Consider the following 21,032-nt stretch of genomic DNA (forward strand, 5'->3'; position numbering starts at 1 on the left):
CTTTAGGGGAGGTTGGAGGGGTAAAATAATTAATTTCAATTTATGGCAAGGCGTACATTTTTCTGTATTGACGGACACACCTGCGGTAATCCGGTGCGTGTGGTAGCCGGTGGAGGACCTAACCTGAAAGGCCGGTCCATTTTTGAGAAGCGGGAGCATTTTATGCAGGAATACGACTGGATCAGAACCGGGCTTATGTTTGAACCAAGGGGGCACGAGCAGATGTCAGGCAGTTTTATTTTTCCGCCTGAGAATCCGCAAAACGATGCCGGGATTCTGTTTATTGAAACCAGTGGGTGCCTGCCGATGTGTGGACATGGAACCATAGGAACCGTGACCATTGCCATTGAGGAGGGCCTGATTACTCCTCAAACGCCTGGAAAATTGCGTTTGGAAACCCCGGCAGGATTGGTTTTGGCTCACTATAATCAGAATGAAAAAGGGAAGGTCACATCTGTAAAGATTGTAAATATCCCATCCTTTTTATATAAAACAGGCCTTAAGGTCGTGAGTCCGCATTTGGGAGAACTGACTGTGGATGTGGCGTACGGAGGAAATTTTTATGCCATTGTGGATGAACAGCCCAATTACTCAGGGATGCAGAATTTTACGGCAGATGAGTTGATCACGTTCAGCCGCGATATACGTAAACGGCTGAATGAGCTCTATACCTTTGTCCATCCGCAAAATGAGAAAATTTCGGGTCTGAGCCATGTATTGTGGACCGGAGATACCATGAGTAAGGAAGCCGATGCACGCAATGCTGTGTTTTATGGTGAAAAGGCCATTGATCGCTGTCCCTGCGGAACCGGAACTTCTGCCCGGATGGCACAGTGGTTTTCAAAAGGAAAACTGGATGTTGGTTCAACATTTTTACATGAAAGTATCATTGGCAGTCAGTTTACAGGCCGGGTAGAGGAACATGTGAAAATAGGTGAGTTCGATGCCATCGTGCCATCAATAGAAGGCTGGGCCATGGTTACCGGATATAACCATATAATTATTGATGATGACGATCCGTATGCACACGGTTTTCGTGTGGCAGGTAAACTGTAAGTGTATATGAAGAAGAAAGTAATTATAATCGGGGCAGGTACAGTGGGTTTGCACTGCGCCTTTTTCCTGAGTCAGGCAGGATTTGAAGTTGAGGTCATTGATGATCGGGCGAAAGATGATTATTCAAACTGCTCATTCGGCAACTGTGGTTACATTACGCCCAGTCATTTTGTTCCACTGGCATCACCATCCATGTTGCAGGCGGGACTGAAAATGTTGTTCGATCCAACCGGCCCTGTTTACTTTCCCCTGTCGAAGAATATTAAAAAACTGCCCTGGTTTATGAAATTTGTCCGGTCCGCTAACTCAAAGCAGGTCAGAGAAGTTGCACCCACATTATATAAGTTAAACGAACACAGCAGAAAACTCTATGAATTGCTGACCCTAAAATATGAGGCACAATCAGATCTTGTTGAAAATGGCTTATTGATGGCTTCAGTCAGCGAGGAAGGCTTTAAGGAGGAGATTGAACTGACGGAGATGGCTGGTTTACTGGGTATTGAAACCAAAATTTACAGGTCGGGTGAATTAAAGGATATTGAACCGGACCTTGAGTTTAATATTGCCGGTGCTGTTTTATATAAGAGCGATGCTCACATTCATCCGCAAAAGCATATGATGTGGCTTAGGAACAGGTTGCTTGAAAATGGTGTTGGCATCAGAGACGGTATTCAGATCGATCGTATTCTTACTTCAAAAGGCCGGATTGAATCCATAATGGCAAAAGATAAAGTGTTCAAAGCCGATGAATATGTGATAGCTGCCGGCGCCAAATCTTCTGACCTTGCTAAACTGGCAGGGATAAGGCTTCCCGTCATAGCAGGGAAGGGATACAGTATGGACTTCGTTGATTCCGCAGTTAAACTGCATACTCCTGTTATTCTGACCGAAGCGCGGGTGGCTTTAACACCCCTTAAAGATGGTTTGCGTCTGGGTAGCGGAATGGAGTTTAGTGGTGAGACCGGCCATGTAAGATTAAAAAGAGTGCAGGCGATGCTGGACAGGACGCATCATGCCATCCCTTCCATTCCTTCTGCTGAAGCAGAAAAACTGAATATATGGGAGGGATTAAGGCCTTTAAGTCCTGATGGTGTACCGTTTATCGGAAGAACCCAAAAGCTACATAACCTGCTTTTTGCCACCGGGCATGCCATGATGGGCATGAGTCTAGGACCGGTAACAGGGCAAATTATCAACGATGTGATTGCCGGAAACAAAACAGATTTTAATATGGATTATCTGCATCCCGACAGGTTTTCTTAATCAATTAATAATGAGAAGTGAAGCATGAATTAGTGGTAATCATTGTTGTCCGGCTAAAAATCAATATTACGTAAAGATTCTTCGCTTCATTTTACTGCGCTCAGAATGACAGTCTTTTTAGGTTTATATGGGGCTGGAGGATGCTTGTCATTTCGAGTGAAGCGAGGAATCTATGAAGCTTTACCCGGACAACAAAAATTAGTAATTAGCAATTTGGTATGTTTTTCATTGCCGTATACAGCTGTACTTCAAAACACAAAATACCTGATTCACATCTTACGTTTCACGACCAACGATTCACGTCTCACGACAAATGATTCACATTTTAAAGTATTCTTGTATCTACCTTGGGTGTAAAGGTTAATTTATTGACATTCAGTATTAAATGTCGTAAATTGTAATGTTGATTATAGTTGGTCTAACCTCAAAATCCCCATGTTATGAAACGGCTGATTATCCTTCCACTTCTGTGTATTTTATCCTTTTGTTTAGTTGCTCAATCCGGTTGGATGTGGCAGAATCCCTTACCACAGGGAAACAGCCTGCATGCTGTTTCGATGAGCGGTTCACATTGGGCCGTCGGTGCAGGTGGAACCGTGATTCATCATGTTATGCCGGGAGACTACTGGGAAGTGGTTGATATAGGTACAACAGAAGACCTGAACGATGTATATGTCAATTCCATTGACGGTCATGGCTGGATAGTAGGCGATAAAGGAATCGTTTTTTTTACATCGGATAAGGGTGAAACATGGATCAGACAAAACAGTGGTATAAGCGAAAATCTAAACTCTGTTTCAGCTGTATCGCAGGCTTGTGTATGGGCCTGTGGCGATAAAGGAACTGTTATAAAATCCATTTATGACGGAGAAACGGAATGGGAAAATGTTAGTCCGCCCCACAGGGTTAACTTTAACCAAATCAATGCTTACCATTGTAACGAAGCCTGGTTGGTTGGTGACCAGGGTGTTTTAATCTATACCACAAACGGGGGACAGCTGTGGACAAATGGTTTTGCAGGAACTTCATGGGATCTGACGGGCATAGATATGTCAGAAACATCTGTTTCCTATCTGTGCGGTCATTCAGGCACAATCTTAAGCAAAGAATGGGATGTAACAAGCTGGACGAACGAGAATGAATCTTTGGCCTTCAGATTATACAGTATTGTTAAGCAACTCGGGGAACCGGGTTATGCTGTAGGTGATTACGGAACTATTTTAAAAGGTACCGATGGGGTTTGGGAACCAATGGAATCTGAAGTTCCCTACAGCCTGTGGGATATTGATAAGATTTCCCTTGAGGATTACACCTATCAGATTGTTGGGGATCATGGTATCATGTTGAGAAATGATGGCTGGAACAGTGAATTTTCTATTGTTAATGATTTGTGCTGGAACTTTGTACAGGCCGTACAGTTTGTAAATAAGGATACAGGATGGGCCGTTACCAGTGATTATCAGTGGGATACCAGAGATGATGGTGATATTTTGCATACTACCGATGGCGGTCATACCTGGACCATCCAAAAGGAAATGGAGAACTCTTTCAATGATGTGTTCTTTATTAATGAGAATGAGGGATGGGCCGTTGGCAGATATGGAATGATTTTACACACCACCAATGGCGGGCAACACTGGGCGATACAAACAAGTCCCATTAAAGGACTGATAACTTCCGTTTATTTTGTGGATGAAGACAACGGCTGGATCGTGAGCCGAGACAATTGGGGTGAAGTAGCCCATACAACTAATGGTGGTAATACCTGGGTTGCACAGACCAATCCATCCAGAAACCCGATGCATGATGTGTTTTTTATTGATGAAAATAAAGGTTGGGCCGCAGGATTGGATTCTTCTGTGATACGAACCACAAATGGTGGTGAAACATGGCAGTGGTATGATGTCAATGTATCTCAGGGATTTCGTTTTGCATCGGTTTTTTTTATTGATGATATGCATGGATGGATGGCAGGTGTATTGGGTGTTATCATGCGGACAACAGATGGCGGTGAAACCTGGCAGGAAGTAGAGAGCGGTGTGGATAAATCATTCAACGATATCTTTTTCATTGATCAGAACCAGGGATGGGTGGTAGGTGATCAGGGAATGATTCTACACTCAATGGATGGAGGACAAACCTGGCATAAACAGATCACCGGTGTTGCTTCTAATCTTTTGAGTGCCGTATTTTTTCTTGATGAAAACACGGGTTGGGTTGGAGGAGAAGCAGGAACTATACTGAAAACCACTAATGGTGGATTTAAGCATCCGTCAGGAACATTCCTGGAAAATGGCTTAGGCCTCATGATACTTGATAATGTAGAAACAACAAGTACCATTAATTTAGATGTTGTGGGGACAATAATAAAGAGTGAAGCTATGTCACAGTCCAATAATTCTGTTGTGGAATACCAGATAACAGGGTTGGAACTGATGCTTGACTCTATTATCCATTCAAGAGTGAGTGATCTTGAAATATACCTGTCACACAATGATGTTAAAGTTCCGGTTGTTTTTCATGTCACAGATCAGGGTGAGAATTTCATTTGGACAAAGCTTTCAGATTCAGAAACAGGTATTATTACAGATGGAACAGCGCCATTTTATGGAAATTTCAAGCCATACCATACCTTATCTGCCTTTAACGGCATGGATCCAAATGGGGAATGGACATTAACTGTGTATGATAGCGAACCCGGTAGTCAGGGTACCCTTAAATCCTGGGGCATAAGGCCCTTATATGAAAAAACAGTTACAAATAGAACTGATGATACTTACCTGGCATCACACAGTGTGCAATTATTTCAAAATGCACCTAATCCATTTTCTGATCGGACCAGAATAGAATGGGTGAGCCAAATTTCCGGCCAGACTACGTTAGAAATTTTCAACATTAAAGGACAAAAGACTATGACTTTGCTAGACCAGCAAATGCCACCGGGAACATATGCAGTTGAAATGGATGGTTCAAAATTAAGCCCGGGGGTTTATTTCTACCGTTTAAAAGTAGAAGAGTACAGCCTTCTAAGAAAATTAATCCTGATAAATAAAGAATTTTAAGAATAAAATTGTGATATTAAAAGTGGTGTCTGTTTGTAACTCTTTACAACAGACACCACTATAGGGCAACTTAATTGATAGTAATTGTATAACGAGTCGTTTAACCCAAACTATTGAAAGTTTTATGGATTAATATAAAAAAGTACCCTTGGGAGGGCTGATCCGGTTGTTGACCGGTTAATTTTATATGATTTGTAATAAAAACCTCTGATGCAGTTCGTTTTATAATATAGTGTTTCGCTCAATTTCTTTTTCATACATATCTGGTTATACTAATTATATTCGCAAGTGAAAAATAAAACTGGTGAAATAAATCTTGGAGATGTATAAAATGAGTATTTAGCTAATATTTTCAAAATTAATATTTTAAATGGTATGTTGTGATTAAATATATGTCATCTTATCATTTTATTTAGATTAAATAACAATAAAAAAAGTAGGGTGATTTAAAAATTCAACGGTAATATATATAAGTATAGTTTGGAATAACGTTGTCATTATATAGTAATTTAGTACTGAGAATATCGCTGTGTTAGCTATTTTTTTAAATTACATTAGAGTTTAGGATGAATGTAGTTAAATTGCTTTTTAGTATCGTCTTTCTAATTTTTGGGGATTTTACAGCGGAATATACTGCGGATAATTTCAGTATTCATGGACGCAGGTTTCAGGCCGAAAATATGAAGGAAAGTAAACAGGTTCTGTTTACCCAAAATACTTATTTCCTGACAGGAAATAAGATAACAGAAAATATGGATCCGAATATGGTGATTGAATTGACTGCTGAGAGTAAAAAGAACAGGAGTATTATTATTATACAAAGATGGTTGGTGATTTTTCTGAGTGTTTTCGCGATTTGGCTGATATATCTTCTTAGAACCAATTTGAAAAGTAAGAAGAAAATTCGGGGCCTGAATAGTGATCTTGCTCAGTACAATAAAAAGCTGGAGGATCTGAACAGAAATAAGGATAAGTACCTTTCTATAATCTCTCACGATTTAAAAGCACCACTGGGAAGTATTAAGGAATTGCTTCAGGTGTATATTGATGAGGATGATTTACCGGATAAGGAGCAGCTGAAAGTATTATATGCTGAGGTGGACCATATAAATGCTTTAATGGAAGATCTCTTAAACTGGTCAAAAATTCAGTTTGAGAAGCAGAAGATTTATTTTGAGGTTTTCAAATTGAACGACATCGTGAATAAGGTTTTAAATGCACTGCTGATTATAGTGCATAAAAAGCGGATTACACTGGATGTTTCAATTGATCCGAAAATAACTGTTTATGCCGATCGGAATATGGTTAAAATGGTTATGCGTAATTTAATATCCAATGCACTGAAATTTACACGATCGGACGGACTTGTAACTGTTACAGCAGTCAAAACTGAACATAATAAGATCAGGATAAAAGTAACAGATACAGGTGTTGGGATTGCCTCCAGCAGACTGGAGACTATTTTTGATCCGGCAAAGGTTATCTCAACACCGGGAACTGAAAACGAGATTGGAACAGGACTGGGCTTGGTTCTTTGTAAAGAATTTGTGCAGCTAAATAACGGTTCAATACATATTGACAGCGTACAGGGAAAAGGAACAACGGTAACCGTTACATTAAACGTTGATCAGTCGAACATATGATTTAGTTCGTCCAGAAGGATCGCGAAAAGAGTGACAGAATGGTATAAATTTCCAAACGACCAACAATCATCAAAAAGGTGAGTACCAGTTTAGCAGCCTCCGGTAAATGAGCGAAATTACTTACAGGGCCAACCGTACCTAAACCTGGTCCGATACCTGCCATACATGTAGCAACTGCACTCACAGAAGTTCTGTCATCCAGCCCAAGGGCTATCATGGTTAAACTACCGGCCACAAATACCATAATATACACCGTCACAAAAGTGAGTATTGAGTTATTTGTTTCTTCAGTCAACGGCGTTTTGTTCAGCTTAACAGGGATTACGGCATTGGTTGATAAAAGCTGCCTGAATACCCGCTTGATATTACGGAACACAATTAAGTGGCGAACCATCTTAATTCCACCTGCTGTTGATCCTGTGCTACCTCCAAGGAACATAGCAAAGAATATCAAAACCCATGCAAATACAGGCCATGTAAGGTAGTCTGCTGATGCAAAACCGGTACATGTAACAATTGAAATAACCTGAAAGAATGCTGCCCTGAATGATTCCTCCAGCGGCAAATGCATTTTAAAATAAAGCGATATTGTTACCAGTAGTCCTACAATCAATACGACTAACAGATAGAACTTTAACTCATCATTATTGGCGATGCGTTTAAATTTTCCTTTAACAATAAAATAATGAACCACAAAATTGGTTCCCGCCAGCAGCATGAAAACCATAATAACATACTGTATATAAGGAGAGTATTCGGCAATGCTGGTGTTCTTAGGTGAAAATCCTCCTGTGGCAACCGTTCCAAATGCATGGCACACACTGTCAAAAAGCGGCATGTGTCCGAACAGGAGAAAAATTACTTCAGCAAAGGTCAGAAACAAGTAAATATAAAGCAGGCGTAATCCTACCGATTTAATTTTTGGCTGTATTTTTTCCTGTAACGAAGATTCCAGGGTAAATAGATGGTAACCACCAAGATGAAGTGTTGGCATAACTACAATTACCAGCACAATGATACCAATACCGCCAATCCAGTGTGTCAGGCTGCGCCAGAAAAGAATGGATTTTGGAAGTGCTTCTATATCTGTCAAAATTGATGATCCGGTGGTTGTGAAGCCTGAAACGGATTCAAAGAATGCATTTACAAAATTTGGAATTGAACCTGAAATGATATAGGGTAAACAACCGAAAAAGGCAATAACGAACCATGATAAGGTTACGGTTACATATGCTTCCCTTTTACTAACGTTAATATCTGAACCGGTTCGTCTGGAAATTAAAAAGAAGATTAATCCGGGTATAAAAGCGATTAAAAAAGTATATAAAAACGGCAGGACATCTTCATGGTAATGGAGAGCAACGCCAACACAGCTAAGCATTGCACCAGCTATTATTAATAAATTCCTGCTTAAAACCTTTAATACTATCCTTGAGTTTACTTTACTCATAATTCTGTCACAAATTATCTTTCTTCGTTTAAGAAAGATCTCTTTCGTAGTACCCGAAATATAAGGTGTTGCAAAGTTAGTTCTATTTTATTTTTATAGACGTTTTTGTATAGAAAGTTTAGTTAAAATCTTTTCCATCAAATCACTAAAGGAAAATATATGGCTAACTGCTGTCTTAGTTAATGTATTTATAATCAATTAATTATGTTTATTTTGACTATACGTTGTGCAAAGTTGCTTATACGCACATTCTGAGTATTTTTGTACCGAGTATTTTCTCATTAACTTTTACTATTATGCAGATTCCTGTAAAAATATCCACACACAATTTTAAAGCGTTTATCTGGCATGCCGCATTTCTGGCTTTGGCACAAAGTTTTATGGATGTAGACACTGTTATTCCTGCCATGCTGGTTGAAGCGGGTGGAAATGCTTTTCATATCGGTTTAATGACAGCTATCTTAATGGGAGGCTCAAGTTTTACACAACTGTTTTTTGCGCCATTTATCAGTAACCGACCGTATAAAAAAGGAATTCTTCTTACAGGCATAAATGCCAGGGTTCTGGCTTTACTAAGTCTCGGACTGATCCTGTTTTACCTTTCAGGTCAGCATTCCGGCATTATACTGTATCTGATATTTGCACTGATATCTTTGTTTGCTCTGGGCGGCGCATTCGCAAATATTGCTTATGTGGACATCATCGGAAAATCGATAAATGCCGAAAAACGCAAGAGGTTCTTTTCTTTGAGGCAGATCATTATAGGCGTAGCAGTATTAATTTCTGCTTTTGCAGCAAAACAGATTATTGCTTCCAGGGCCTTCCCTGTTAATTATGCGTATACGTTTTTAATTGGAGGAGTACTTCTGTTAACTGCATCCGGGGGATTCTGGAACATAAAAGAACACGTCAGTTCGCATATGAAGATCAGTAGCTTAACCGATTTCTTCAGGGTGATGAAAACTGAGATAAAGCAGAATGAAAAGCTGATATATTTTCTGGGCTTTATTAATACACAGGGAATAGCCATATCCTTTTTGCCATTTGTTGTATTGTACGCCAAAACTATGTTTAATGCAGGCAGTGCAGATACCGGAAACTTCCTTTTTAATAAGATTATCGGTGTTGTTCTGGTGAGTGTTTTTGTGCTGATATTTTCGGGAAAAATAAAATACAAGTACATGCTGATCACTAATGTGATCCTGTCCGTTTTGCTGGCTTCGCTTGTCTTGTTTATAAATGACCTCGTTGCAATCCGGTATCTTTTTATCATCGGAGGAATCATTTTTTCGCTCTACAATATAAGTATGAATGGTGTGCTGCTGGAAGTGTCAGGAAATGAAAACAGGGCTTTATATGCAGGTTTTGCAGGTGCCGGAAATATATTGCCGGCTGTTTTCCCGTTGCTTGGTGGTTGGTTGATCCAGAAAATAGGATTCGCTACTTTCTTTGGATTGTTCATTGTTATCGTAATCAGCTCACTGTACTTTATCCGAAAGATGAATTGTCAAAAGTGATTTGTTTGTTATCTTTATCTCTCAGAAACAAAATGCAAATGATATGAAAAATTGCCCCAATTGTAATGCCGAACTGGAAGATAATTTTAACCTGTGCTGGAACTGCAATTACAGTCTGACCGATGAGGAAATAATACCGGAGGAAGAATTTGATGAAGGTCACAGGAACCTTAATTGCCTGCGCTGTGATGTTAAAATGAAATATTCCGGTGTTTATAAATTTCACGAAGGATTTAATACCGGAGTCCTTGGGGGTTTGTTTGAACTGTTAGTTAACAAGGAAAGTTTTGAACTTTATCTGTGTCTGAAGTGTGGAAAGGTTGAATTCTTCAGTCCGTTAATATGAAGCCTGATAAACAACAAAGGATTCTTTTAAGGCAGGATTATACTGTTGAGGAACTTAGCTCAAAGATAGACCAGGGCGCAAGATTTATAGTTTTTCAATATTGTGTCACTGTATTCTTTGCGGTGGTTTTAAAACGGTTTTCCCCTGCAATTTTGATAGAGGATAGTAAGGAAATGGACCATTTCAGACGAAAATATAATCTTCTGTCTGGTATTTTTGGCTGGTGGGGTATACCGTGGGGGCCATTCTGGTCGATGGCCAGTGTGAGAATTAACAGAGAAGGTGGATTTGATTTGACTGATGATATCATGCTGAATATTACTGAAGAGGGTCTGATAAAGCGCGAAGTAGATTATGTTAAGACGCAAAATCTTTATATAAAACCTGACAAATGGGATATAAAATCCATAAGAAAAGCTTTTGAAAGACCTTTCAGGAGAGATGTAATTGTGAACGAAATTTATGCCGGTTTGTACATAAATGTCGAAGAGGATGAGAATCCCTATCTGGTTATTGGTTTATCGGTAAAAAGGGACTTTGAAAGATATAAAGAAAGGGCACTTGAAGCTTTGTATACAGAGTTTAGAAAATTTGCCCGGTTTGACTTTGTGGATCTTGATGATGGTTCAAATCTCTCAACCTTCCTTAAAAGTCAGGGCGAGAGAATAAAATAGCTCCAGCAGTTTTACTTCCCGATACAAAAATGCGCAAAGATATATCCCAGCATGTCGTCGGTTGATATTTGCCCGGTTATTTCACCTAAGTAATGCATGCATTCCCTTATGTCCTGTGCAAGAAAGTCGCCGGAAATGCCTGAATCCAAACCGTCTTCTACGCGCTTAATAGCCTTAAGCGATTTTTTCAGAATTTCGTAATGGCGCAGGTTGGTTACTATTAATTCGTTCGAGTCAATTTTTTCCAGGGAGACCGTTTCCAGCAAAAGCTTTTCCAGTTTATCGATATTGGTTTTATACTTGGCTGATATAAGTACAATTTCCTCATTATCAATTAATCGCAGATCATGCATCAGGGACCGCATCTCTTCTGAAGAAACAGCATCAATTTTATTTCCTATAATGATCAGCCGCTGGTGTGTAATCTTTTCGCGTACCTTATGCAGCATTTCTTCAATGCGGGACAGTCTTTGTCGTGAATCGATGAGTAACAGTACTATCTGAGCTTGTTCCAGTTTCCGGAATGTTCTTTCTATTCCCAGATTTTCAATGGTGTCTTCTGTATGGCGGATTCCGGCTGTATCGATAAACCTGAACTGCACTCCTTTTATATTTGCCAAATCTTCAATCACATCTCTGGTGGTGCCATGAATTTCAGAAACGATGGCTTTTTCTTCATTCAGAATAGTGTTCAGAAGTGTCGATTTCCCAACATTAGTTTCACCAACAATGGCAACCGGAATACCGTTTTTAATGGCATTTCCTAACTGAAAACTGTCAGCCAGACCTTTGATGTGGTTTCTGATGACTTCGGCCAGGTTTCTTAATTCTGTCCGGTCTGCAAATTCAACATCTTCCTCTGCAAAATCAAGTTCAAGTTCCACCAATGAACCAAACTTGAGTAATTCGTTTCTCAGTTTGGTCAACTCCTCTGCAAATCCACCTCGCATCTGATGCATCGCCAGCTTATGTGCAGCTCTTGAGGATGAAGCAATAAGATCGGCTACTGCCTCTGCCTGCGAAAGGTCCATTTTCCCATTCATGAAAGCCCGCTGTGTAAATTCTCCGGGACGAGCCATTTCAGCTCCGTTCTTCAGAAGTAATTCAAGAATTTGTTGTTGTATATAAAGTGACCCGTGACAGGAAATTTCAATACTGTCTTCTCCGGTATATGACGTAGGACTTTTAAATACAGATACAAGTACCTCGTCAGTAATAACTCCCTTTTCTGTTATGATATCACCAAAATGAATGGTTGCATGTTTTTGATCCGATACAGATTTCCCCGAAGCACTTTTAAATATTTTATCTGTGATTGAAAAAGCTTCTTTCCCCGAAATTCTAATGGTTGCAATGGCTCCGCTGCCATGAGCAGTGGCTATAGCACATATGGTGGTGTCAAACAGCTGCATCTTCCTTTTTTTACAAAAATAATCATTCTCAACCGTAATGTAATAATCTTTATTTGTTGGATTAGAAAGCCGGATTAAAGCTTGTTTTGAGTTTAATTTATAGTTAATTATCTGATGCGGAAACACTTGTATTCATTCTTTTGATTTCAAAATGTTAATATATTCTGTTTTGTTTTTTATATTTAACAAAATATTAATCATATCTAAGGCTTAATATTAACATTTAATGAAGGGTTATGATTAATTGTTAAGTGGATAAATATTTTTTTAGTCTGCGAAATATATTTTGAAATATGTGATATTTAATTTATTTATCAATAAATGAGTATGTTATGATTTTATTGTGTATTTAATATTGTGTTATTGTAAATAAAAAATACATTATAAGTTAATAAAACGTTAAAAATATTTTGAAATAAATAAAATATAACATATCTTTGACTTGAAATAATTATTAATCCACCACTCAGAGATGAAAAATGATATTAAAATATACCCGGCAATTGCAAGAGCTAACGAAAAGTTATCTTTAGCAGGGAATATTAAATATTTGGTTCATAATATCGATGAATATGGTAATTTAACAAATTGTTTATCCGATGAGCCCAGTTCACATCTTCTGAATGTTAATAAACTGAGTGAAGGAGTTTTTTTAGTGAATGTGACAAGTATGATGAGCGTTGTACGCGTAGAGAAACCAGATAAATCACAAAGCTATGAACGAAGACGTTAGTGTATATCCCACCACGACAAAGGGGGAGGTGTCGATTTCATTATCAGGAAATATAAAATATATGGTTCACATATATGATATTACAGGAAGCCTTGTAAAATCATTAAGTGATGTTTCGGGGTTTCAGCAATTGTATCTGAATAATCTGCATAGTGGACTGTATATAGTAACCATAACCAGTATGATGGGGGTTAAAAAAGTTGTAAAGGTGATTAAAGAGTGATTAACGTAGAAAGGTTTTTAATTAGTGATTGAAAGGCTCTGCATTCGCAGGGCCTTTATTATTATATAGCGTTGTTGATCTTTTGCATCGGTTCTCAGCTATGGGTAACAGGCTTTGGTTTCTATTTAAAGTCTTCTTATGTGAAGGATTATTATAATCTGTTATGCTTCGTCTATTTGCTAAAGATTCATTAATTTTGCGCACTTTAAATATTTAAGCGCACGAACGTAATGGAATACAATTTTACTGAGCTGGAAAAGAAATGGCAGGCATACTGGGAAGAACATAAAACGTTTAAGACACCTGACGATTTTACAAAAGAAAAATACTATATCCTCGATATGTTTCCATATCCTTCGGGAGCCGGTTTGCATGTAGGACATCCGGAAGGTTATACTGCCACGGATATCATTTCGCGGTATAAGAGAATGAAAGGATTCAATGTGTTGCATCCAATGGGGTGGGATGCATTTGGACTACCTGCAGAACAGTATGCCATTCAAACCGGTACGCATCCTTCCATTACGACGCAAAAGAACTGCGATAATTTTCGCCGTCAGATTAAATCTCTTGGATTAAGTTATGACTGGGACCGTGAGATTAATACCACCGATCCGGCATATTTTAAGTGGACACAATGGATTTTTATTCAGCTTTACAACACATGGTTTGATGAAGAACAGCAGAAAGGGCGTCCGATATCTGAATTGGAGATCCCGGAAAATGTTAAGAATGAGGGAGATGAAGCTGTAAAAGCTTATATTTCAGAAAAACGACTGGCATATTATGACAATGCCCAGGTTTGGTATTGTAACCATTGTAAGACTGTTTGTGCCAACGAGGAAGTTTTAAATGACGGGTCGCATGAAAAATGCGGAACCAAAGAGGTCGTGCGTAAAAACTTAAAACAATGGATGTTGCGTATTCCGCATTATGCCGAACGCCTGCTCCAAGGGCTTGAGCAACTGGACTGGCCGGAAGGTGTAAAGGACATGCAGAAAAACTGGATTGGGAAATCGCTGGGGGCTGAAGTTGATTTTCAGCTGGATGGCATGGAGAATAAACTCAGGGTTTACACTACTCGTCCTGATACACTGTTTGGAGCCACTTATATGGTTGTGGCGCCTGAATACGAATTGTTGGATAAGATTACGATTGCTGATCAAAAAGAGGCTGTTGAGGCATACGTGAAAGCGGCGGCGTTGAAATCGGATCTTGACAGAACAGAACTGGCAAAGGAGAAAACCGGTGTATTTACCGGAAGGTATGCCATTAATCCGGTTAACGGTAAAAGTATTCCTGTTTGGGTGGCCGATTATGTGTTGATGGGATACGGAACCGGTGCTATTATGGCTGTTCCGGCGCATGATACCCGTGATTTTGAATTTGCAAAGAAATTTGATATTCCTGTTGTTTGTATCCTGGATCCGGGAGAAGCAGCTGAGAATCGCGATACTGTTTTGGCAGGTGATGTCTGCTGGACAGAGGATGGCGCTTATATTAATTCGGTAAATGAATCGAATGGATTAAATATTAACGGTAAGAGCAAAAAAGAAGGTATTAAAACTGTGATTAACTGGCTTGAATCCAAAGGTCTTGGAAAAGGCGCGGTTAATTATAAATTACGCGACTGGCTTTTCAGCCGTCAAAGATATTGGGGGGAACCATTTCCTGTGATTCACTGGGAAGACGGAGAGGTCTCGGTATTGGAAACGGAACAGCTGCCATTGCAATTGCCAAAAGTTGAGAAATATCAGCCGGGCGATGGCGGAGAATCTCCGTTGTCAAATGCCGGTGATTGGTTAAATATAACGGATAAAAACGGACGTAAAGGTCGCCGTGAGACCAATACAATGCCACAATGGGCTGGTTCATGCTGGTATTATCTGCGTTATATTGATCCAAAAAATGAGGAAGCTCCTTTTGATAAGGTGAAAGAAAACTACTGGATGCCGGTCGATCTGTATGTAGGTGGAGCTGAACATGCAGTTCTGCACTTATTATATAGCCGTTTCTGGCATAAGGTGCTTTTCGATTTGGGCGTGGTCTCCACAGACGAGCCGTTCAAGAGGCTTTATAACCAGGGAATGATTCTGGCATTTGCGTATGAAACTCAGGCTGGTTCAAAAGTTACCTCAGATCTTGTTGAAGAGAAGGATGGTAAGTTTTACCATACTGAAACAGGAGAGGAGCTGAACCAGATTGTGGCAAAAATGTCCAAGTCGCTTAAAAATGTTGTAAATCCGGACGATGTGGTCCATAATTATGGTGCGGACAGTCTGCGGTTGTACGAAATGTTTATGGGACCACTGGATGCCACAAAGCCATGGTCGGAGCAGGGCGTTAAAGGTGTGTTTAATTTTTTGGGCAGGGTGCACCGGTTCTTTACTGACCCGGAAAACATCGTTGACGGCGAGGAAGATGCTGAGGTGCTGAAGGGATTGCATCAGACCATTAAAAAAGTGGGGTCTGATATTGAGAGTATGAAATTTAATACCGCAATTTCTCAGTTAATGGTTTTCATTAATCTGGCATATAAGAAAAGGACTGTTACAAAAGAAACGGCGAGGACATTCACTTTGGTGCTGTCGCCGTATGCTCCGCATTTAGCTGAAGAACTGTGGCAGATGTACGGTGGTGAAGAAACACTGGCTTATGAACCGTGGCCTGAGGTAAACGAAAGTTACCTGGTGGAAAACACATATGAGTATCCTGTGTCATTCAATGGGAAGATGAGGTTTACCATTGAATTTCCGGTGGATGAAGATAAGATGGTCATGGAAAAAACAGTACTGGAGCATGAGCGGTCACAGAAATGGATTGAAGGGAAGCAAGTGATGAAAGTGATCGTCGTTCAAAAGAAAATTATCAACGTCGTTGTGAAATAGAGAAGATAAGCCCAATTGTTAAAATTGGGCTTTTTTAATAATTATTTAATATAATATTCAGATGGTGTCGTTTATTTCTATAAATTTGTACGAAGCATAGTTGTATTAAACGTTTTGGGGATATGAAGAAGAGAATTTGGACACTGTTTGCAATCATTAATATTATAGTAGTATATCTTGTTGTTACTTCATGGGTAAAGAGTGAAGAGAACGATCCTGAAACCGCTACAGCACAGGTTATGCCATATCAGATCAAAGGAATTGATATTCCCGATGAGATGACTTTTGCCGGTGAGGAAGTCCCGATTAACAGGATTGATATACGTGAACGTCTGGATCGTGAATTGTTAAGTAATTCTTACTTTCATTCCAATACTTTGCTTTTAATTAAACGGGCGAACAGATATTTCCCTATGATGGATACTATTCTGAGAAGTGAAGGTGTACCTGAAGATTTTAAATATCTGGCGCTTATTGAGAGTTCTCTTGATCCCAGAGCAATTTCTCCTGCTGGTGCAGTTGGTATCTGGCAATTTATGAAATCAACCGGTAAGGATTTTGGGCTGGAGGTAGATAATGAAATCGATGAACGGTATCACATTGAAAAAAGTACCCGTGCGGCATGTGAATACTTTAAAAAGGCATACGGGAGATACGGTTCGTGGACATTGGTGGCTGCGTCATATAATATAGGGCAACGCAGGATTTCTGAGGAACTGAGCCGCCAGAAAGTAGATAATTATTACGATTTGCTTTTGGTGGACGAAACCAGCCGGTATGTGTTCAGAATACTTGCGCTTAAGGAAATTTTTAAAGATCCGGTTTCGTACGGATTTAATCTGAAAAAAGAAGATTTATACCCTATAGTTAAAATGAGAAAGGTGGTGTTGAATTCATCCGTTTCTGATTTTGGTCTGTTCGCTCAGGAGCACGATATCTCCTACGGAATACTTAAGGAATTCAATCCATGGTTGCGAGACAGTTTTCTGACCAACAGTCAAAATAAGACCTACGTCATTGATATTCCCGTTAAATCTTACCTCACGTTTAACAAGCGACATATAGATGTATACCAGCAAAATTGGGTCGTTAGATAAATGCAGGACAACAAATCGCACATAGAACATATTTCCGCAGATGGTACGGAACATATAAACGTGTATGGTGCAAGGAGCCATAACCTGAAAAACATTGACATTTCTATTCCCCGGAATAAGCTTACTGTAATAACCGGGTTGAGTGGCAGTGGTAAATCATCGCTGGCATTTGATACGATATTTGCTGAAGGCCAGAGAAGATATATAGAGACGTTTTCTGCGTATGCCCGTAGCTTCCTTGGAAACCTTGAGCGACCCGATGTGGATAAAATAACGGGCTTGAGTCCTGTGATCTCCATCGAGCAAAAAACCACCAGCAAGAATCCGCGGTCAACCGTTGGAACAACTACCGAGCTTTACGACTTTATTCGTCTGCTTTACGCCAGAGCCGGAGAAGCCTATTCGTATGTGACAGGTGAGAAAATGGTGAAATATTCCGATGATAAGATTATTAATCTGATAACGGAGAATTACAGTGGTAAGCGAATTAGTATCCTGGCTCCGTTGGTTAAGGGGCGAAAAGGACATTATAAAGAGCTTTTTGAAAATATTATCCGCAAAGGCTACTTGTATGTACGCATTGATGGCGAGGTGAAGGAAGTATCGCATGGTATGCGGGTGGATCGCTATAAGATACATGATATTGAAGTTGTGATTGACCGCTTGCAGGTGGGAGAAAAAGAAGATAAGAGACTGAGGGAATCTGTTAAGCTGGCCATGCAGATAGGGAAGGGCAACTGTATGATCCTGGAAAAGGACAGCAATGCCGTTCGTTATTTCAGTCGGCACCTTATGTGTCCTACTTCGGGTATATCTTACGATGAACCTGCACCGCACAGTTTTTCGTTTAATTCACCTCATGGTGCCTGTCCGCGATGTAAAGGTTTGGGTACCGTGAATCAGATAGATTACTCACGTATCATTCCGGATAAAAACATTAGTATTCATGCCGGAGGTATTGTCCCATTAGGAAAATACAGAAATTCAATTGTTTTCTGGCAACTGGAGGCTATTGGAGAGAAGTATGGATTTACGCTAAAGACACCCCTGAAGAATGTGCCTGAGGAGGCTCTGGATGAAATTTTCAATGGTTCAGATCAACCGATACGGCTTAAGAATACACCTCTGGGAATGTCGTCAAGTTACTCCGTTAATTTTGATGGAATTACAAAATATATTGAGGCTCAGCAGGATTCCAAAACATCGAAGAAGGCGCAGAAATGGGCCGATCAGTTTATTAAAACTGTGGATTGTGATGTTTGCCATGGCGGACGCCTGAAGCAGGAATCCTTATGGTTCAGGATTCATGACAGGAATATTGCGGAAGTATCTAACATGGACGTCAGACAGCTGGCGGAGTGGTTTGATCATCTTGAACCGCATTTGTCTGACCGGCAAAAGGCCATAGCATCTGAGATTTTGAAGGAGATCAGGACGCGTATCAGGTTTTTACTGGATGTAGGGTTGGATTATCTGTCGCTGAACAGGAGCTCTATGAGCCTGTCCGGCGGCGAAAGTCAGCGTATAAGGCTGGCAACGCAAATTGGCTCGCAACTGGTGAATGTGCTGTATATTCTGGATGAACCGTCCATCGGACTTCATCCGCGGGATAACCGGAAACTGATCCAGTCGTTATCAGATCTGAGAGATACCGGCAATTCTGTGATTGTGGTGGAGCACGATAAGGAAATGATGTTGTCTGCGGATTATATTGTGGATCTTGGACCACACGCAGGCCGACATGGCGGTGAAATAGTGGCTTATGGCACACCACAGGATATTCTGAAATCAAAAACGCTCACGGCTGCATATTTAACGAATGAAAAGAAGATAGAGGTTCCTTCGAAACGGCGGGATGGAAACGGAAAACAGATCATTGTTACCGGAGCAGAGGGGCATAATCTGAAGAAGGTAGATGTGGCGTTCCCTTTAGGGAAACTTATCTGTGTGACTGGTGTGTCCGGCAGTGGAAAATCGACGCTTGTAAATGAAACCCTTCATCCTGCGTTGAGCCAGTTGTTTTATAAATCGGTCAAGGATCCGTTGAAGCATAAAAAAATTACCGGCACGGAACATATCGACAAAGTTGTGGATGTGGATCAGTCACCCATAGGACGAACACCCCGTTCCAATCCGGCCACTTACACCGGGTTGTTCGGAGATATCAGGAATGTGTTTCAGGAATTGCCGGAATCAAAGATCAGAGGATATAAAGCAGGGCGCTTTTCGTTTAATGTAGCTGGCGGACGCTGTGAAACCTGTGGCGGGAATGGTTATAAAACCATTGAAATGAACTTTCTGCCTGACGTACTGGTGCCGTGTGAGGACTGTCATGGTAAGCGCTACAATAACGAAACACTGGAAGTACGGTATAAGGGCAAGTCGATCTCCGACGTGTTGGATATGACCATTAACCAGGCTGTAGAGTTTTTTGAAAGTATCCCTAAGATACAGCATAAACTCAGTGTTTTGCAAAAGGTGGGGTTAGGTTATCTCACATTGGGTCAGCCATCAACCACATTATCCGGAGGAGAAGCTCAACGTGTAAAACTTGCCACAGAACTGGCGAAGAAAGATACGGGTAAAACGATGTATATCCTGGATGAACCTACAACAGGTTTGCATTTTGAAGACATCCGTGTACTGTTGAAAGTGCTGAATTTGCTGGTTGATAAAGGCAATACCGTCATTGTGATTGAACACAATATGGATGTCATAAAAGCGGCTGATTATATCATCGATATCGGTCCTGAAGGTGGCAATGCCGGAGGAAAAGTAATATGTACAGGTACTCCGGAGGAAGTAGCACAACACAAAAAAAGCTATACGGCTAAATTTATTCGTGATGAGTTAAACCGGCATCAGGTGTCTAAATAACGCATTAGTGAGTCATACCGGTCCTGAACAAGACTATCCAGTTTTCCTTCGTTCATATACCATGTTTTAATCGTGTAGTTATAACGTTCAAAAGCTTTTAGAATAGAAGAAAGATCTTCCCTGTTGATTTTCAGCGTAAGTTTAAAAATGTTGTTAACCTGACAGTGATGAACGTATGAGCTAAGTATTTTTGCATTTTCTTCCTCAATGATCCGCGCAATCTCAGCCATGGAAAATTTCATGTCTCTGAATTCCAGAACCACAATTCCACCGGGACCTCCTGTTGCCAGGAGGTCAGCAAACATACGGACCAGATCGCGCAGGGTTATGGCACCAATATATTGTTCTTCGTTATCCAAAACCGGAAGCACAGTCAGATCATATTGAGCAAAAGCAGATATAACTTCGTAGATATGGGTATTTGAGTTCACAAAAACTTTTCCGACCGACAACTTATGATTCCCTATCGGTTCATCCGGTTTACTCAGGCTGTAAATATCTTCGTCAGACACCACTCCAAGTAATACATCGGTATTTACCACCGGAAGATGGGACACCCGGAATAGTTCCATCAGATTCAGTGCATTTTCACCTGTATCAGACGTTTTTATCACAGGGATGTTATCAGTGATTAAATCTATTGCTTCCATAACGCTTAAAATTATACACTAAATTAAGAAAATCATCAAAAAAACAGGATATTTAATAAAGCGTTTTAGAATAATAAATTACTAAAAATGTCTTTTGGGGATTTGTGTGCTTGGAAAATTGAAGTAAATTTGCAGCGATTA

General features: G+C 40.1%; 15 protein-coding genes. 12 read left to right on the forward strand and 3 right to left on the reverse strand.

All coding sequences use genetic code 11. From position 1 onward, the window contains the following. The first annotated feature begins 42 nt into the window (after nt 1-42). The 4 genes from ACE1ET_RS00180 (at nt 43) to ACE1ET_RS00195 (ending at nt 7,024) form a co-directional block, all read left to right on the forward strand. Entirely contained in the window at nt 43-1,056 is a 1,014-nt protein-coding gene (locus tag ACE1ET_RS00180) for a 4-hydroxyproline epimerase (protein ID WP_375726328.1), read from the forward strand. A gap of 6 nt (nt 1,057-1,062) precedes the next feature. Continuing rightward, the gene (locus ACE1ET_RS00185) at nt 1,063-2,319 is read left to right on the forward strand and encodes an NAD(P)/FAD-dependent oxidoreductase (RefSeq protein ID WP_375726329.1); all 1,257 of its coding nucleotides are present in this window, start codon (nt 1,063-1,065) and stop codon (nt 2,317-2,319) included. Between the two features lie 440 nt (nt 2,320-2,759). Then, nucleotides 2,760-5,381, forward strand: coding sequence for a YCF48-related protein (locus tag ACE1ET_RS00190; protein ID WP_375726330.1), 2,622 nt, complete (start codon nt 2,760-2,762; stop codon nt 5,379-5,381). Between the two features lie 566 nt (nt 5,382-5,947). Continuing rightward, a complete protein-coding gene (locus ACE1ET_RS00195) occupies nt 5,948-7,024 on the forward strand; it encodes a sensor histidine kinase (RefSeq protein ID WP_375726331.1) in 1,077 nt (358 codons plus the stop codon). Between the two features lies 1 nt (nt 7,025). Here the strand turns inward: ACE1ET_RS00195 and ACE1ET_RS00200 are convergent, their stop codons facing one another. Further along, a complete protein-coding gene (locus ACE1ET_RS00200; protein WP_375726332.1) occupies nt 7,026-8,474 on the reverse strand; it encodes a TrkH family potassium uptake protein in 1,449 nt (482 codons plus the stop codon). Between the two features lie 296 nt (nt 8,475-8,770). On the opposite strand from ACE1ET_RS00200, the gene ACE1ET_RS00205 reads away from it, so the two are divergent. Genes ACE1ET_RS00205 through ACE1ET_RS00215 form a run of 3 tightly spaced genes read left to right on the forward strand, consistent with a single transcriptional unit; the run spans nt 8,771 to nt 11,011 of the window. Further along, nucleotides 8,771-9,991, forward strand: a complete 1,221-nt coding sequence (locus tag ACE1ET_RS00205; RefSeq protein WP_375726333.1) for an MFS transporter — start codon at nt 8,771-8,773, stop codon at nt 9,989-9,991. 43 nt (nt 9,992-10,034) lie between these two features. Beyond that, nucleotides 10,035-10,337: a hypothetical protein gene (locus tag ACE1ET_RS00210; RefSeq protein WP_375726334.1), complete on the forward strand. Its 303-nt coding sequence runs from the start codon at nt 10,035-10,037 to the stop codon at nt 10,335-10,337. Continuing rightward, a complete protein-coding gene (locus ACE1ET_RS00215) occupies nt 10,334-11,011 on the forward strand; it encodes a hypothetical protein (protein ID WP_375726335.1) in 678 nt (225 codons plus the stop codon). Before ACE1ET_RS00210 ends, ACE1ET_RS00215 begins: the two co-directional genes overlap by 4 nt. An 11-nt stretch (nt 11,012-11,022) precedes the next feature. Here the strand turns inward: ACE1ET_RS00215 and mnmE are convergent, their stop codons facing one another. Next, nucleotides 11,023-12,423, reverse strand: a complete 1,401-nt coding sequence (gene mnmE, locus ACE1ET_RS00220) for a tRNA uridine-5-carboxymethylaminomethyl(34) synthesis GTPase MnmE (RefSeq protein ID WP_375726336.1) — start codon at nt 12,421-12,423, stop codon at nt 11,023-11,025. A 472-nt stretch (nt 12,424-12,895) separates the two neighbouring features. Between mnmE and ACE1ET_RS00225 the strand changes: the two genes are divergently transcribed. The 5 genes from ACE1ET_RS00225 to uvrA all read left to right on the forward strand — a co-directional run bounded on the left by ACE1ET_RS00225 (nt 12,896) and on the right by uvrA (nt 20,241). Beyond that, nucleotides 12,896-13,156 carry a hypothetical protein gene (locus tag ACE1ET_RS00225; protein ID WP_375726337.1) on the forward strand — a complete coding sequence of 87 codons (261 nt, stop codon included), beginning with the start codon at nt 12,896-12,898 and terminating at the stop codon, nt 13,154-13,156. Further along, nucleotides 13,140-13,379: a T9SS type A sorting domain-containing protein gene (locus ACE1ET_RS00230; RefSeq protein ID WP_375726338.1), complete on the forward strand. Its 240-nt coding sequence runs from the start codon at nt 13,140-13,142 to the stop codon at nt 13,377-13,379. Before ACE1ET_RS00225 ends, ACE1ET_RS00230 begins: the two co-directional genes overlap by 17 nt. Nucleotides 13,380-13,609: 230 nt before the next feature. Continuing rightward, on the forward strand, nt 13,610-16,267 hold the full coding sequence (leuS, locus tag ACE1ET_RS00235) for a leucine--tRNA ligase (protein WP_375726339.1): 2,658 nt from the start codon (nt 13,610-13,612) through the stop codon (nt 16,265-16,267). 122 nt (nt 16,268-16,389) lie between these two features. Continuing rightward, complete coding sequence (locus tag ACE1ET_RS00240) at nt 16,390-17,364, forward strand: lytic transglycosylase domain-containing protein (RefSeq protein WP_375726340.1); 975 nt, start codon at nt 16,390-16,392, stop codon at nt 17,362-17,364. Beyond that, the gene (uvrA, locus tag ACE1ET_RS00245; protein ID WP_375726341.1) at nt 17,365-20,241 is read left to right on the forward strand and encodes an excinuclease ABC subunit UvrA; all 2,877 of its coding nucleotides are present in this window, start codon (nt 17,365-17,367) and stop codon (nt 20,239-20,241) included. Here uvrA and ACE1ET_RS00250 read toward each other — a convergent pair. Continuing rightward, complete coding sequence (locus ACE1ET_RS00250; RefSeq protein ID WP_375726342.1) at nt 20,226-20,891, reverse strand: CBS domain-containing protein; 666 nt, start codon at nt 20,889-20,891, stop codon at nt 20,226-20,228. The genes uvrA and ACE1ET_RS00250 overlap by 16 nt on opposite strands. Nucleotides 20,892-21,032 lie beyond the last annotated feature (141 nt).

It is taken from the genome of Quyinboa mangrovi, assembly GCF_042219825.1.
In the GTDB taxonomy this organism is placed as follows: domain Bacteria; phylum Bacteroidota; class Bacteroidia; order Bacteroidales; family UBA5342; genus JBHJHP01.